Below are 14,295 nucleotides of genomic sequence, written 5' to 3'. Positions count from 1 at the left end.
CTGCAATCCCGGCCAGCGCCGGGCAGGCCAAGCGCTGATCGCCTAAAGGGGGTCAAAATTGGATAAGTAAAAGGGGTGAATGTTCGGTGCTGATTGACACATCGCAGGGCAGGAGCCTGTCCGGCGCATCCATCAGAACCTGCGAGCCGTCGCTGTCGACGACAACAAAGTCAGGAACATGCGCATCTCCTAAGAGCTCCAGTGACAGGGGCATGCAACGCCATGACGTGACGGAGGGATTGAGATCGAGGATGCAGGCGACATCGCGAGATGTCTGGGACCTGTAGAGCGCAGGTCCGTCACATTTGACGGAAGCCGCGGGTGGAAACGATCTGATAGATGCGGTGTTACGGCTCGAGCGAAGCGACTTCGCGCGCTGTGCGATACCCATTTCGAAACCTCATGGAAAACGGTTGATCGTCGCCGCGGTGTCGCGGCGGGCGGGGATCAACGTATTCGTATGAGGCGGGTCATGTTTTGCATGGGAGAACGATTAGGGAACAAATATTCGGGCGTCAACTACCTCTTGGAAAATTTAAATGATTTCGATAGCGGCCACTGGCACCTGACTTAGCAAAAGCGTGAACGGACAAATCTGCGGAACTTAGGGATGAAGACCAGCTGAATATTCAGCGTTCATTTCGCGAACGGGATCGTTTCGTCCCGTTCGCAGTGCCTGGTGGAAGGCCTTTCCGGTCGTCGCCAGCCACCATTCCACGCGTAGAGTAAGTCAAGTTTACCCAAAAACGATCCCACATCGGGGAGCGTACTCCGGCGCGATATCCTGCGTGCTCGCTTAGCGCCTTGTCCCGCCAACGATCGGCGATCTCGGGAGGCACGAGCGCGAAAAACATCGTATCGCCGTCCGTCGCATCGATCGACAGGAGAAACTTACCGCTGTCCAGGATGCTCTGCTCCAGTTCCTTCGTGGCGAGGGCATATTGTGACCAGACGAGATCATGATAAGCGCTTCTCGGTCCCGGAGGTTGTTCTCCAACTATCAGAGGGCCGAAAACGGCATTTGCGACCGGACCTAACGTGGTCTTGTCTATGACGCCGCCTTCCTGCCAGATCGAGAAAATTTCACTGGTGTACTTGTCTTCAACTGAGTGCAGCTTTCCTGCGTTGTCCAGCAGATTGACGGTGGCGAGAAACAACCGATATCGCGCAGAATAATCCTCCGCGCCGTAAAATCCGACTGTCTCCATGTCAGTGGGAGGGTTGGTGGCCATCTCCTGGACCTGCTTAATGATTTCGGCGTCATCTCCCGAGAAATCGGCCGCGAAGGCGATGACATCGGCATAATCTTCAGATGGATGATCGTCTCCGCCAAAATCCCTCCCCGGAGTAAATGGTCTCTTAAGTGGCGCGCCGTTCGCTACAGAGCATCGGTCACCGATGCGCCGTACAGTTCTTCAAAATCTTAGTCTGAGCACATCTGACGGTTCTGACTCAAAGATCGGGTTCTGTTTTCGCTCCCAAGCATTTCCATCGAAACGAAAAATATCTTTCTGGCCGACCGCCCAAAGCGCATCGTTGGAAGCCTCTGAATGAAAGATATAATCGCCGTGCAGTTCAGGCATTCTGGGGGTGAAGCGACGGAGGTCGGAAGACGCCTTATCTATTTCGAATAGACCACCTGGGCGAACGCTGGATGGTAGAACGAGGTTTCCACGGTAAGGCCGAACCATATGGAAAAGATTAAGCTGACTACGAAGACTGACTGGCGTGAAACCGTGAGCATTGCTTCCATGAAGTAACACACCCTCGCGGCCACATATCCAAACGCTGTCCTCATTCTCGATGTAGATGCCCGTCAACGCAGTTTCTTCGAGATGCACTTTCAATTCGTGCAAGGCTGTACCGTCCCAGAAAAACAACACGGGTTTTGTGCCGTCCACACCGCAGGCGTAGACCGAATTTTTGTTTTGGCCAGCGACATCATGCAGCGATATATTTCTCGTTTGCTGATTTCGAGAGTTCATGAGCCACTGGAGAAAGCCGGGATCGGTCGTAGGTGGCGCCGTTCGGCTTATTCTAGCGTCTGCCTCCGGATCAAAAAGGATCGTATCCGTCAACAACTGCCAATCTTTGTCACCACGGACATAAATTTGCCCTCCGTTTCCGGTGGCGAATAGCGTGTCGTCGACCCATGCGATTGATAGAAGTCTACCGTAACCCTTCGAACCGTCGATCCAGGTCCCTGCGCCAACAATTCGCTCGACCGTAGCGCCTGTAAAAACGTCCACAATCACTTGACCCTCGGCAGACAACACAATGCAGTCATCCGGCTTGTTAGAGGGGATGATTTTCTCAACGTGTACATCCATCTCCCCTGCTTCCCAACGCGTTGCGCCGCCCGCCTCGGAGTAACGCCACACGACGGACTTTGGCTCGTAGACATCGGCATTAGACTTCACTGAAGAAACGACGATCGAATTCCCGCTTAGAACGCAGGCTCTGGTAAGCTCAATTGGTTCGACATTGATATCGGTCATTTCTGGTGCCTGCCATTTTAAGGAATCTGGTGGTCCAAGTTTTCGTCCGCATCCCTTGCCGGGTCAGTTTTCGGTGAAAATCACAAGCAAGGTCTTTCATCAATTCAGAACCAGCAACCTCGTGTATTAGCCAATCATTTCAGATCGCCTTTGAATGGACGCTCTGTCAATTCTCCGGGAATGACGTATTCTTTCCACTCGCCGTCAACGAAACTGAAAATACGGTTTCCATAGTCGAAAATATGCAGCCTGTTTTCTCTTGCGAATATCGAGGACGGCTGAACTCGATTACTGCCAAGCTTGAGCTTAACGTTCGGAGTGAAGGTTTTCGCGAGGTGACCGTCGAAGCGGAACAATTCGGAATCGGCGGTGAGGACAAGCTCATTGGCGAAATGCACTGCGTCAGAGTAGTTTTTCTCACGGTCCGGCAGTGACGATATTTCCACGAAGCCACTTTCAGGCGTTCCAATCATAACCAATCCGTCGGAACCGACAACGTAATCGTTACCCTTGCCGTCGGAGGTAAGACCCGACAACCAAGCATAGGCTGGCAGGGATTGGGCAATCCGTTGCGGCAGCTCATGGCGTTTCCAGTTGCCAGGCTTACCCGTGAAGAGGGTTGTCAGAAGTGGATGTGAGTCCTTTTTCGCCCTCAGTTTCTTTATCAAAGCGAAGCGTTCGTCGTCCGGCATATCCTTTCGATAAAGGGGATGCCCTGGATATAGATTGAAGGACCGCTGGTCAGGTCGTTGAACTGCAACAAGGTAAATCTCGCCTGGCTTGTTCGCACCAAGTATGGACCATTCGGTCTTAGAGTAGGGGAAGACCGTTTCCAGACGCGGAGCAACGTCCTCCCACACCCCGTTTATTCCGAGCTTCAAAAAATTCTCGTTACCCGCCGCCAACCAACGATTGTCAAAAGGAAGGATTGACCGAAAATCTATCTCCGCTCCGTCCTCGGACTCCGCCCGCGTGCCTGGAATGACGAAATGTTGAGAGCTTTCTTGCCCGACCACATAGATATCGCCTTGAAGGCTGACCGTGACATAGGACCGTTGGGCATTCTCGTCTGAAGACGGGATAACGCGGATGTCGCGTAGTTCCCTTCGGACATCCGAGCGTGAGAACGTCTGACCTACGGTGTCCCGCATTAGAATGATCGTATACGGGTCATCCCAACGCGGTCCGCCGACTAAGACCGCGAAATGACGGTCGTTGTCCGCCATGGCTGCATGGTAGAGCCGGGGGTCCCATTCTTCGTAACGATCTTCGATACCTCCGTCGTGATCCATAGCGTCGGCGCTCCGATCTGTCGCTTCTCACATCAGAAGCCAGTTCTAGTTCTCCGTCCCCTTGAATTCGCGCTCGAGAAGCTCCTGAGGTACTTCCACTGCCTTCCAATCGTTACCGTCGAACGTTTGGATGCCGTGTTTGGAGTCGAAGTAGTACAGTATGTCGCCCACCGCTTGCACCTTAAGAGGCGTTGGAATGCTCTTGTTAATGTTCGGGTCAAGGACGGGTTTGAGTGGGGTAAGTATGTGTCCGTCGAACCAGTGCAGAGCATAGTCCGAGGCAATGACCATCCGATCACGGAATTGAGTGATCGAACGCAGGTTCTCATCGTTCCCCTTAAATGAAATGTCCTGAAATCCGTCGCGGGCGTTGCCGAAGAGAATCACGCCGTTGTTTCCGACTGCCCAAACTCGATCCTTGTTCTCGATCAGAATATCCGAAAGCACTGCTGGCTCAGAATAAAATTTCCCCGAACGCGGCGTTGCCACGACGCGCCATTCATTGCCGTCCCAGTGATGGAGGCGACCTTCGTTAACGCGTGTCTGGCCTTCCTTCGTGGACTCCTCCAAGTCAAGCGCCTCTTCGTAGCGTCCTTCTTTAATCAGTTCACTTCGCCGTTTTTTCTCCTCGTCCGTCAGGCCTCTAGCGGAATTTTCCGGAAAGTAGACAACACTCATGTACGTATCGGTGTCGGTGGTGCCACGTACCGTGCCGAAAGCAAGGTATTCGAAGCCCTGAGGGGCTGAAGGCAGCTTCTCCTTATGAAACCATTCGGTCTTTTCTCCGGCGATACGATAGAGTTGGGAATGATAACCAGCTACCAAGATCATATCATCAACGAGGGTCGCCGAGTTAATGTACCCTAACCCGGTCGCACCCTCGGAATACACACCAGCACCGATAATCTTCATGTGTTGAGAAGCTTTGCCCGGCCAAATCGTATAAACATCCCCTTCGTCACTAACAGCGTAAATGACGGGACGACCTTCGCTATCGAGTTTTCCGGTCAACCCGTCGATCTTGCGAGGGACGTCCGCCCGTGACCAAGGCTGTTTGAGATTCCCCTCATATGTGAGGATGTAAGAGTGAGAATCGTCGCTGTCGTTTCCATTGAACACCGCACAAAAGGTATTACTGGTGAATGCAAACGCTGAGTGCATGCGGTGTCTGGTAAAGGTCGGCATTGGAGTTGCTCTTCGTAAATCGTTGAGATTCCGCACGTCAAACTCCGCGGCTGCCACGATCTAGGGCGTTTACGCACTGCCGGCATCGAAACAACATAAGTATTACGCGGACACTTTTCTGTAACCTTCAGCGACCAACTCCTCTTCGCTATTATTTTCTAAAACAACCAATTCGATGGGCTTTCCATCTTCATAATCTGACTTTTTGGGAAGTGTGAAGCGCATCGCAAATGCCGGAATTACAAGTTCATTGCGTTTTTTGTACACTTGATCAGCCCTTGAAATCACAAGGTCATAAAAATCTTTCGCTGGCATCTCGAATATTTCCCTTGCTTCAAGAACAGGGCGGCATTCAGATGAAAGAACAACTCGAACGAGTCTACTATCGCGGAAAAAAAGAACAGGAAGGTTTTTGCTGCTTGGGACCCAACGGACTTCCGATGTCGACTCGAGCTTCATAGCCGCGATCATTTCTTGAAATTCGTCAGGATCGAGACCCATGCCTGGCCCCATTGACCGCATAAGACTCTCATATTCGTGTACCGCCGATGACTCGTCCTGTATCACTGCAGGCTCAACAAACCCATCCAGTTTTGAAATAGTTTCCGTCGATGCGCCTAAAGTTAGCGAGCCGATGCCTTTGCCTAGTGAAATTTCCCGCGTCGCAGAGTTGTCGGTCACTTGATAATTCCTTCCTGTTTTAAGCACTCCGCATATAACACCATTTGCGCGATTGCAGCATCGTAGCGTGTAGGGTCGCCACGTTGAACAGCGATACGCTTGATATCGATGATATCCATACTGATAGCCTTCATAAACTGACCAGAATTTATCAAACGCGCTTGCGTCGAAATGTAGGGACTTGTCACCCTTCTCCCATATGAAAGAGTGGCTCGATGGTCTTCCGGAAGCATTTGGATGGCGGGACCTGCCCAGGTCGGTAGATAGGAGCCAGAGTCAGCGGGCGTATGGTGGCTGTCTAACTTGTCGTGGAGAGGAAGTGCGGTGGCGAAATGAGCTCCCCCTCTGAATCTACTACCCGGAACCCCTAATGCTTCGCGGGCGCAGGGCTGGCCGGAAACTCGCACAGATGCTGCCGCTGTTACCGCATTGACGGCATTTCTGATAGCTGTCCGAAGTTTATCTAGTTGTGCTTGGTTTCCTTGTAGCGCTTCGCCTAGTGTCCCGGGAGCGGCGGCCTCCGCGGAGGTTATTGCCTTGGTTGCGGCTTCTCGACCGACTTGCGAATTAGGAAAGTCCCAGTAGAAAGGCGAGGCATCAATATGGTGTCTCGACCAAGCGTGCGCTCTTGCGACCAAAACGTCGGTTGGATCACGCAGGTTCAAACCGAGAGCGCTTCCTGACGCCTGAACAGCTCGGTCCTCGGCGATTTGCTGAACCATATCCATAACTTCGGCAGCGCCTCTGGCGGACGACCAAAAACGAAGCGCTCTTAGCAATCGCGGGTCAACCGTACTGGTAGGCCGTCCATATGTTCCGTTTCTGGAAATGCCTCCGCTTTGAGGGACTGTGGCCGTGTTAAGTTGCGCATACTGGGTACCCATAATCAGTGGTTCCGGTGAAGCATCGCTCATCACCCGGCCCTCGTCGGAACCGTTCTGCCATCTGAGTGATCCAGGAACCGGATCGTCGTCCTTCGGGGGATCGTAAGTTTGAGTGCTGCGAACGAAAATCGCTTCCCCTTCGGTATTTTTGCTGTTCATGTAAAAGCGGTCGAGGTGACGAATGACGTGCGAACCTTCGGCGCGAACCTGATCCGCGTGACCGATGGGTTCGCAGATACTTTCCACTGTGCCGGACTTTCGGCCCTTTCTGATACCCGGCGCGTCACCATGCACGTGCGTGGTGCAGGAGCGCATGACCATGGCTTTCTTGCGCGTGAAGCGGACCGACGGTGTGTAGTTCTTGTCATGACCGCAGAAATCTACGACCGGGTACGGGATGGGCACCACCGAGGACCCGACCGGGGTCCAGCATACATCCGGTGCCAGCGATACAATCCGGGCCTCGTCGATGTCGCGCAAGCCCTCACGTGGTTTATTCGTTGTCCAAGGGTCAGGATACAGCGGCTCTCCGACGTAGGTGTCGCGCGGGATGCTCATGCCATCTCCCCCTCATCGACCTTGGTAGTCTCCAGTTCCGGCGGTTTTAACCGGACACGCGTCAAAGTGAGGCTCGTCTCGCCTGCGTCTGGCAACGGAAACCTTGCTCGCCAGGTCAGCAGGACCCGCCCATCGTTACGCCAGTCGAACTGGACACCATCGAGTTCCAGCACATGCCAGTCGTCTCGATCCTCGCGAGCGCAATGAACGCCAAGCGTGAGACCGGGCAGCGTGCCTCGGGCGACCGAGTGGTGAGGATGCAAATTTGAGAGCTCATATGCTTCATCACCCCGAAGATACGGAGCCGCTATCAGGTCGGGATGTGCGGAATGCCAAAACCTACGATCGAAATCGCGCGGCAAGAGAGGATGACGTTTCTCCACCCAGTCGTCGTCGTAGGTTCCCGCGTGTTGCTGTCGAGAACGCCACCATGGCGATATGAGACCCATCCCTTGAGGCTCCAGCGGTTGCCGCCAGTCCATTTGTTCATTGGGTGCGGTGATCTGGGGTGCGGGAACGGGATGGGTGTCGGATGGCATATCGAGGTTGACGATGCCACATCCGAGCGGGTTCCTGCGTTCGACGTCAACAGGTGTTTCCGTTTCAATATCGCCAGTGCCTGGGATCGCGCCTCCATAGGCGTTGCGCCAGCAGACGCTTACGCTCCTTGCTGGATCGGGTTTCGTCAGCGTCCAGTCTGCGATAACGCGTTTTGGCTCCTTCGCGGAAAACCCGGCCCACTTCTCCTTGATCACAGGCTCCCAGAAGCGCGGTCCGGAGATGTCGATCTCCTTGAACACCTGTCCCAGCTTCAACGAGGCTCGCCAGGACTGTTCAGGCTCTCCCGAAGGAGACCAGGCATGTCCGAGAAACGTGATGTCCGTTGCAGGTTTGTCAGGAGTGAGATCGCTCTGGCGCAAAAGGACGGTTTGATGCGGATCGCCCTCGTATGCGTCTTCCCATTGGAAGCTTTCCTGTTCCTCGACTATCTCAAGCGTGCCGTCCTGAACATGCATGAATGTCGCGCGGACGGAGACGACACAATCCAGTTCGCCCTCGGTGTCGAACTGACGAAAGGCCATGGCGGGAACGGAAGTCGATTATCAAGCTCCACTGTCCAGCCTCTTCATCAGTTCAGATCGATGGGTTTGCCGCGAAGCTGGAAATGATCCGTCGCCACGAAGTTGAACGTCTTGCCGAGGATGATGACCTCGCCGTTGGACTTCATGATGAACTTGGAATCGCCGCACTCGATGACGAACTCCTCGCCGACCGCGATCTTCTTGAACTTGCCCACGCTTTCGAGCGAGGTCTGCCCGACATTCGTGACCTTGCTGACACCGATCTGTTCGGCATGCGCGACACCCACGCTATCTGATTTGAAGGTGCTGACGATCGTATTCATGATGCCGGGGAGCGGGAAGAGACCGGAAGCATCGGTGCCGACACCCGTACCTGAGCCTGCAAGCGCCGTTCCTGCGTCAGACCGCGGGCTTGGTCCTGAGACCACACCCTCGCGCGACGACATGCCGCCAGCGCCGAGGAAGCCGAGGGCCGAAGAAGCGAGTGTCGTGGCGAAGGCTGCCACACCAGGCCCCCCACCGCCTGCAATCTGGGCTGCCTGCGACAGCAGTCCGGCGGTGTGACCTGATAGGGCTTGCACGCCTGCCATGGCCATCATTGCCATCGGGCCTGTCCCGCCGACCACGGTGTTTACCGATCCGCCAATCTCGTGCTTCTGGTTGCCGGACACCTCGACGGCACGGTTGCCACCGACTGACGCGACTTCATGTCGATCAATGCGCTTGGTGCGGTCATTCAACACACGGGTGGTCTGATCCTTCTGGGCATGGAAGAACTGGTTCTCCTTGCCTGCTTCGTCCTCGAAGGTGATTTCGTTGAAGCCATCGCCTTTGTGGGTATTGGAGCGCAGGACCATGCGGGTCTTGTTGGCAGGAAGATCGTAGGGCACCGAATTTTTTGGGTTGTTGACAACACCCGTAACCAATGGTCGGTCCGGATCACCATCGACAAAAGCAACCATCACTTCCATGCCAATACGCGGAATGACCTGCGCACCCCATGTGCCGCCACCCCATGCCTGACTGACCCGTACCCAGCACGTATCCGTGCCGTCCTTCTTGGCCTTGCGGTCCCATGGGAACCAAAGCTTTATGCGGCCGTACTGATCCGGGTGGATTTCTTCACCCTCTGGCCCTGCGACAATGGCGACTTGCGTGCCTTCGATTTTGGGGCGCTTGGTCGTGCGGTGAGGGGTGAGGGGTACGCGGGCGGGAATGGCTTCAAAGGTGTTGCGGTATTCCGGTTCGTTGCTGTTGGTCTCATAGGAGCGATCCACGATGGTGTGGCTGGCCCTGATGATCACATGCTCTTCATATTCATGCTCGGGGTGGGCAACCTCGTATGGGGTAAAGCGACGTCCGGCCTCCAGAATGCGGGACGTCGATCCGCCGAAGACGCGATCATGGTCGGCTTCGATGGATTGCGCGCGCAGCTTCTGGGCACGCTCTGCCTCTTCCACCGTTTTGATACGGGCGGGGTACTCGTAAAGCTCGCGCTTGGTCGCATCGGGCATCTGCACCAATGAAGGTGTCATATTTCCCGGCACCATTCCCGGTGTCTCAAAATTCCAGTCAGCGCCTGCGCGCTGGCCGGACACGTAAGAAAAGCGGCGAGCCCAGTCGTTGATGTGGTTGCGATCTGAGGAGCCCTGTGCCAATCTCACTCTGCCTTCACCCTGAGCGGAAGGCGATGGTCCTAGCCATCCATTGGCGGTATCAGCCACATGCAGCTTGTGAGAGCCTTATTCGTGGCTGAACCAGTAAAACAGCCCATCTTCCTCTAAGCGTCTGAGAAGATAGGATAAATCGGTCTCGTTGTATTGCACACTGTAGCCCTGGGCAGGCGGCGGTGAAATGACACCCGACGTATCCGGCGCTGGAATGCCGTGTTCGGAAAATAGCGTTTCGACGATATCGATAGATGTCTTGTCCATCCAGATGCGGCAGTCGGAACGGCGGGATAGCAGCCACATCTGCGGGCGGATGGTCATGGCGTAGGAGCGCAGGCCACGAGTGATCGGCGGCCCCTCATGCAGGTCGGTCACCAAACCGTTGAAGGGGCGGCGGATGCCGCTGCCATCTTCGCCATCGCCCTGTTGCACCTCAATCGACACATCGACCAAGCGACCGATCAGCTCTTCCGGCTTGACCGCTTCCTTCTTGGCGCGGACATTCAGCTGTATTTCGAAGAGTTGCGACACACCTTCGTTGATGATCATCCGCTCGGGCAGCAGCTGGTCCTCGCCAAGCGGCGACTTGACCTTCAAAACACGGCTGGCTTGGATGAACTCGGACGACGAAGGCTGGTCGGTCATGGGGAACCCCGGTGATCGGATTGGATAAAATATCAATCAGCTGTCAAAATCTGGGCCGAATGCAATCAATCATTGTGGCGAAAGGATGGAAATGCGGCCGTTTGTACAACCCTCTCGGTATAAAATTGTTCCGCAGTCCCAAACTCGCCTTAATCTGCCCACTAATTGAGGGAGAGGCTGAGGTCAGGGGACACGGTGATGGCGCTCGTGGATATGGACAGTGGGGCAGGGAATAGCCGCAGGAAGGCACACAGCCCGGGGACGAAGCACGACGCAGAGAATTATGGACTGAAACGCGAGGACGCCAATGAGCGTCGTGGTGCTGGCTGGTGGGTCAGCCTGAGACGACGCGGCCACAGAATTGTACGCCTGTTCAAGGACAGTGTTTACGGCTGCGATGAAGCTGCCTACAAGGCGGCGCGCGCCTATCGCGATGCGATCATCGAAGCCATACCACCCGCCACCAATCACGAGCAGGCCGTTCTCCTGCGCAAGAACAACCAGAGCGGCATTTCCGGGGTACGCCGGATCGAGACCCGCGAGGGCGACGCCTGGCAGGCCACACTGATGACCAATGACGGCCAGAAGCGCGAGAACTTTACCGTGTCGAAGTTCGGTGAGCTGGCAGCCAAATCCATGGCTATCGCCCAACGGCGCAAATGGCTGGCGGCTCTGCCCGTGACGCATCTTGCCTATGCCCATCACGCAGCCGAGGTGGCGCAGGAGCATTTTGCCGATGATCTCATCCCCGTCAGCGACGTGATGCCCGAAACCCATCTCAAGGATGACGAGATCGAAGCCCGCATCCAGGCGATCAACGATGACTTCGATAAAGCCCGTCCGAAGCGGTTACGGGTCCGGGTTAAATATTATCACGGTAGCAGGCTCTCGGTGTTCGTTTCCGATGCGGGCAAGCCAGCCAAACGCAAGCTCGTGCAGATCAACACACGAAGGCTGGAAAAGCGCGACGTTCTAACCGAGGCGAAAGCGAAAGTCGAAGCCGCCATTACGGAGTTCTACGATCGCGACACCGCGAAGTGGTTCATGGACGCGCATGGCAATGCGTTGCTAGCTGAAGACGGGTTTCATGTCCGGGAAGGATGCAACGTGCTCGTAATGGTGGAAGCAAATAACCTGCCGTCTAACTAATAGCACTGGTATTCTAGGACGCGAGGCCACTATGTACTCTGTAAGTTCAGCGAGTTTGTGTAGAACTGGCGGCCTGTAGTCTTTGACTGGCGACATCGAAAGCGTCTTGGTCGAATTTGTCCGGATGGCGGAGAGCGACAGCTTCAAAAGTAAGCTCGGGCATCCGGCGATCCATAAGCATCGTAAAGCCTTCAGATGGCTTCTTTGTCCCCACTATCAGGTCTGTCACCGTCCCGAGTTCCCCAACCCGGGCAATCTTCTGACGTGTTCGTCCAAGCCGCGTCGTTTTTCCGCGTTCGTTCGTGAGGACGCCTTCCAGTGCATGAATGCTTCGCCAAACATCGTGTTCGAATGAACCGGGCTCTTCGGAAGGAAGGATTTCGTAAAGCCGTAATTCGGCAGCATGCGCGACGGTCGGCTCTCCCTTCTTTCTGGCGTTCTCCGCAAATTGCCTGAGAGCCTTGGAGTCGGTGGAATTCTTGTCCCCATGTTGATAGAGCGTAAAGACCTCACTATCGTAGCGGAAAGCGTGACGATCGGTTGCTATCCAAAGATAGTTGTCAGATACATTATCGAGGCTGATGATCTGAGCTTTGCCATCTATTTTTTCGTTGCTTAGCAATCGTATTCTTGAGCCTTCCAACACATATAGACCTTGTAAGGTGCCGAGATATATTTTTTCGTTGAATTTGCGAACCGACCAGATGTAACTGCCAGGAAAAAACTCTCCGAGGTTACGGAATCCAGATCGCACGTTGCCAGACAGAACGACGCCGTCTTTTCCTACAACCAGTATTTCATCTGAGGAAACGCAGTGCAAAGATGTAAGAATGGAGCTGGTACCAGTTTCAATCTTTGTCCACGTTAACCCGTCGAAATGAAAGAGATTTCCTCCATTTCCACACACGTAGACATCCTTTTCAGTAAGGCCTCCAATGTCGTTGAAATTGGGTGTCTTTTGCAATGATTGAGTCAATTGACGCAGCATGCTGTCGGAAATTGAAGCGGAATCGGAAAATGACGAGCTGAAATCGCTCTCGCCTAGTTTGACTAAATCACTATCGATGGGTGTCCACCCGCTTTCGTCGCGCCGGTACACTTGCCCAAAACTACCGCAGACGAAAAGAGTTGAACCAATTTCTTGAATTCGCGTGACTGCGCCCAAGGCACGTTCCCCGTTGAGGCCTGCACCTGTAATTTTTTCATAAGTTTGTCCGGAGGAGTTGGCTATCTCGATATCTCCTTCTCCGGTCAAAGCGCACGCTGCGCGCTTCACGCCAACTCGAGCACGACGCAAACACACCGATACGACCTGTTCATTTGGCCAGTCTCGATAATGCCACACTGATTCGGTGTCAGGGCATAAGTAGTAGATACGAGTGAACTCTGCATCTACAGGGAGTTCGTCTGGTATCGTCGCGATTACGAAAATGTCGTCCGCCGCAGCACAGGCAACGACGAATTTGACCGGTATAACCATTAGTTGCTCTTCTGGCGATACGTTGGTGTTTTCCCAGTCAAGGAGTAAATGCCACGACCATAACATGACACAGCCGGCCTACGAATTTTAAGACTGTTGTCCTATGAGCCTTATTACCCTTGGACCTTCTGAACCATCAAAGCCCCAGTCATAGTATTTAAGAGGGTCTATCTGATTGACCGAAGAATGATATTCTGGCGCGGAGACTTTCTTGAAATTTTCCACGACATTATCTCCGCCAGCAGCCAAGGCTGGAAACAATCCATACATCTGGCCTTCCGAAACGTTTCCCAATCTTGCTACCGCCGCCGGAAACATATCGCTGCCATCATCGTCGGTCCACTCAGGCACGTCGCCGAACATCACCAACATGGAGCGCGCGATGTAAAAATCTAAATCTGCATCCGGAGGGCCATCAGCAAATGCCCCGACGGTGAAAAAGCGGAAATTCACGTCAATTGACATACTCCTCATTGAGCCGTCAATAAGCTGCAAGTTTCCGAACGCATCCATTGCGTATACGTGAAGAGAGTTGGGTGGAAAATCTGGATCGCCGGCAAATATCTCATCGATAACGTTTCTGAAAAGTCCAGGATCACAGAGCTGAGCGCGACCATTTGGCCATACCCCGCGACCGTATGTAGCCCAGAAATCCAGTAGTCCGTCTGGGAGTTTTCCACGGTACATCTCTACTTCGGATGGCGGAACTCTGTCGCTAGCCGGTGAACCGTGTTTTTGAACTACTTCGAGATAAGGCCTAATAGCCATCGAATTTTCCTTAACTTATACTGCCGTCAACTAGGTCTTCCACACAGTTTGGATCAGAACTTAGTCGTACCATGACTGAAGGGCAACTGTTGGCTTGCTGCTCTCTGGCGTGCGCTTTCAGGCGCTCCACACGGCGCCCGTTCCACGACGCTCCCATAGAAGAATTGATGTTCGTGTCACCCATCCCAGCAATATCGAAATAGTCGCCGCCTGCGACCATATCGACACGATGCAAGGCTGCTAGTCCTGAGGAGGACCCCGGTCCATGTCTCATCTCATAATCTCGGCGTGCACGGTTTTGAAAGTAAGCGGGAAGCTGACCCCATCTGGCGTAGTTAGATCGTACGGCTGTATTGCAGATAGACGATTCACAAACTGTGAGCTTCTATGTCTGCGCCTAGCT

The 14,295-nt window shown here is 54.1% G+C and carries 11 protein-coding genes and 1 pseudogene; 1 reads left to right on the top strand and 11 read right to left on the bottom strand.

The annotated features are described in order from the left end of the window. Positions 1–629: 629 nt before the first annotated feature. The 8 genes and pseudogenes from ACQZ51_RS23440 to tssI form a co-directional block, all read right to left on the bottom strand. Positions 630–1,232: a hypothetical protein gene (locus tag ACQZ51_RS23440; RefSeq protein ID WP_448780950.1), complete on the bottom strand. Its 603-nt coding sequence runs from the start codon at positions 1,230–1,232 to the stop codon at positions 630–632. Positions 1,233–1,415: 183 nt separating this feature from the next. Next, positions 1,416–2,498 carry a hypothetical protein gene (locus ACQZ51_RS23435; RefSeq protein ID WP_448780949.1) on the bottom strand — a complete coding sequence of 361 codons (1,083 nt, stop codon included), beginning with the start codon at positions 2,496–2,498 and terminating at the stop codon, positions 1,416–1,418. Positions 2,499–2,632: 134 nt separating this feature from the next. Continuing rightward, positions 2,633–3,790 (bottom strand): hypothetical protein, encoded by a 1,158-nt coding sequence (locus ACQZ51_RS23430; protein ID WP_448780947.1) that lies wholly within the window; start codon positions 3,788–3,790, stop codon positions 2,633–2,635. 45 nt (positions 3,791–3,835) lie between these two features. Next, a complete protein-coding gene (locus ACQZ51_RS23425) occupies positions 3,836–4,975 on the bottom strand; it encodes a hypothetical protein (protein ID WP_448780945.1) in 1,140 nt (379 codons plus the stop codon). 102 nt (positions 4,976–5,077) lie between these two features. Next, on the bottom strand, positions 5,078–5,656 hold the full coding sequence (locus ACQZ51_RS23420; protein ID WP_448780943.1) for a hypothetical protein: 579 nt from the start codon (positions 5,654–5,656) through the stop codon (positions 5,078–5,080). Further along, positions 5,653–7,098, bottom strand: a complete 1,446-nt coding sequence (locus ACQZ51_RS23415) for a DUF4150 domain-containing protein (RefSeq protein ID WP_448780941.1) — start codon at positions 7,096–7,098, stop codon at positions 5,653–5,655. Before ACQZ51_RS23415 ends, ACQZ51_RS23420 begins: the two co-directional genes overlap by 4 nt. Continuing rightward, entirely contained in the window at positions 7,095–8,180 is a 1,086-nt protein-coding gene (locus ACQZ51_RS23410; RefSeq protein ID WP_448780939.1) for a DUF2169 family type VI secretion system accessory protein, read from the bottom strand. The genes ACQZ51_RS23415 and ACQZ51_RS23410 overlap by 4 nt, the downstream gene beginning before the upstream one ends. A gap of 47 nt (positions 8,181–8,227) precedes the next feature. Continuing rightward, positions 8,228–10,495, bottom strand: a pseudogene (tssI, locus tag ACQZ51_RS23405) (type VI secretion system tip protein TssI/VgrG). Between the two features lie 198 nt (positions 10,496–10,693). On the opposite strand from tssI, the gene ACQZ51_RS23400 reads away from it, so the two are divergent. Further along, positions 10,694–11,644 carry a hypothetical protein gene (locus ACQZ51_RS23400; protein WP_448780938.1) on the top strand — a complete coding sequence of 317 codons (951 nt, stop codon included), beginning with the start codon at positions 10,694–10,696 and terminating at the stop codon, positions 11,642–11,644. Positions 11,645–11,690: 46 nt separating this feature from the next. On the opposite strand, the gene ACQZ51_RS23395 is transcribed toward ACQZ51_RS23400, so the two are convergent. The 3 genes from ACQZ51_RS23395 to ACQZ51_RS23385 form a co-directional block, all read right to left on the bottom strand. Then, positions 11,691–13,124: a hypothetical protein gene (locus ACQZ51_RS23395; protein WP_448780936.1), complete on the bottom strand. Its 1,434-nt coding sequence runs from the start codon at positions 13,122–13,124 to the stop codon at positions 11,691–11,693. An 87-nt stretch (positions 13,125–13,211) separates the two neighbouring features. Then, a complete protein-coding gene (locus ACQZ51_RS23390) occupies positions 13,212–13,892 on the bottom strand; it encodes a GAD-like domain-containing protein (RefSeq protein ID WP_448780935.1) in 681 nt (226 codons plus the stop codon). A 10-nt stretch (positions 13,893–13,902) separates the two neighbouring features. Continuing rightward, entirely contained in the window at positions 13,903–14,166 is a 264-nt protein-coding gene (locus ACQZ51_RS23385; RefSeq protein ID WP_448780934.1) for a polymorphic toxin type 15 domain-containing protein, read from the bottom strand. Positions 14,167–14,295: the final 129 nt, after the last annotated feature.

Source organism: Agrobacterium sp. CG674, assembly GCF_053521645.1.
The sequence above is the reverse complement of the archived record's forward strand: the minus strand, read 5'-3'. Positions and strand labels throughout refer to the sequence as shown.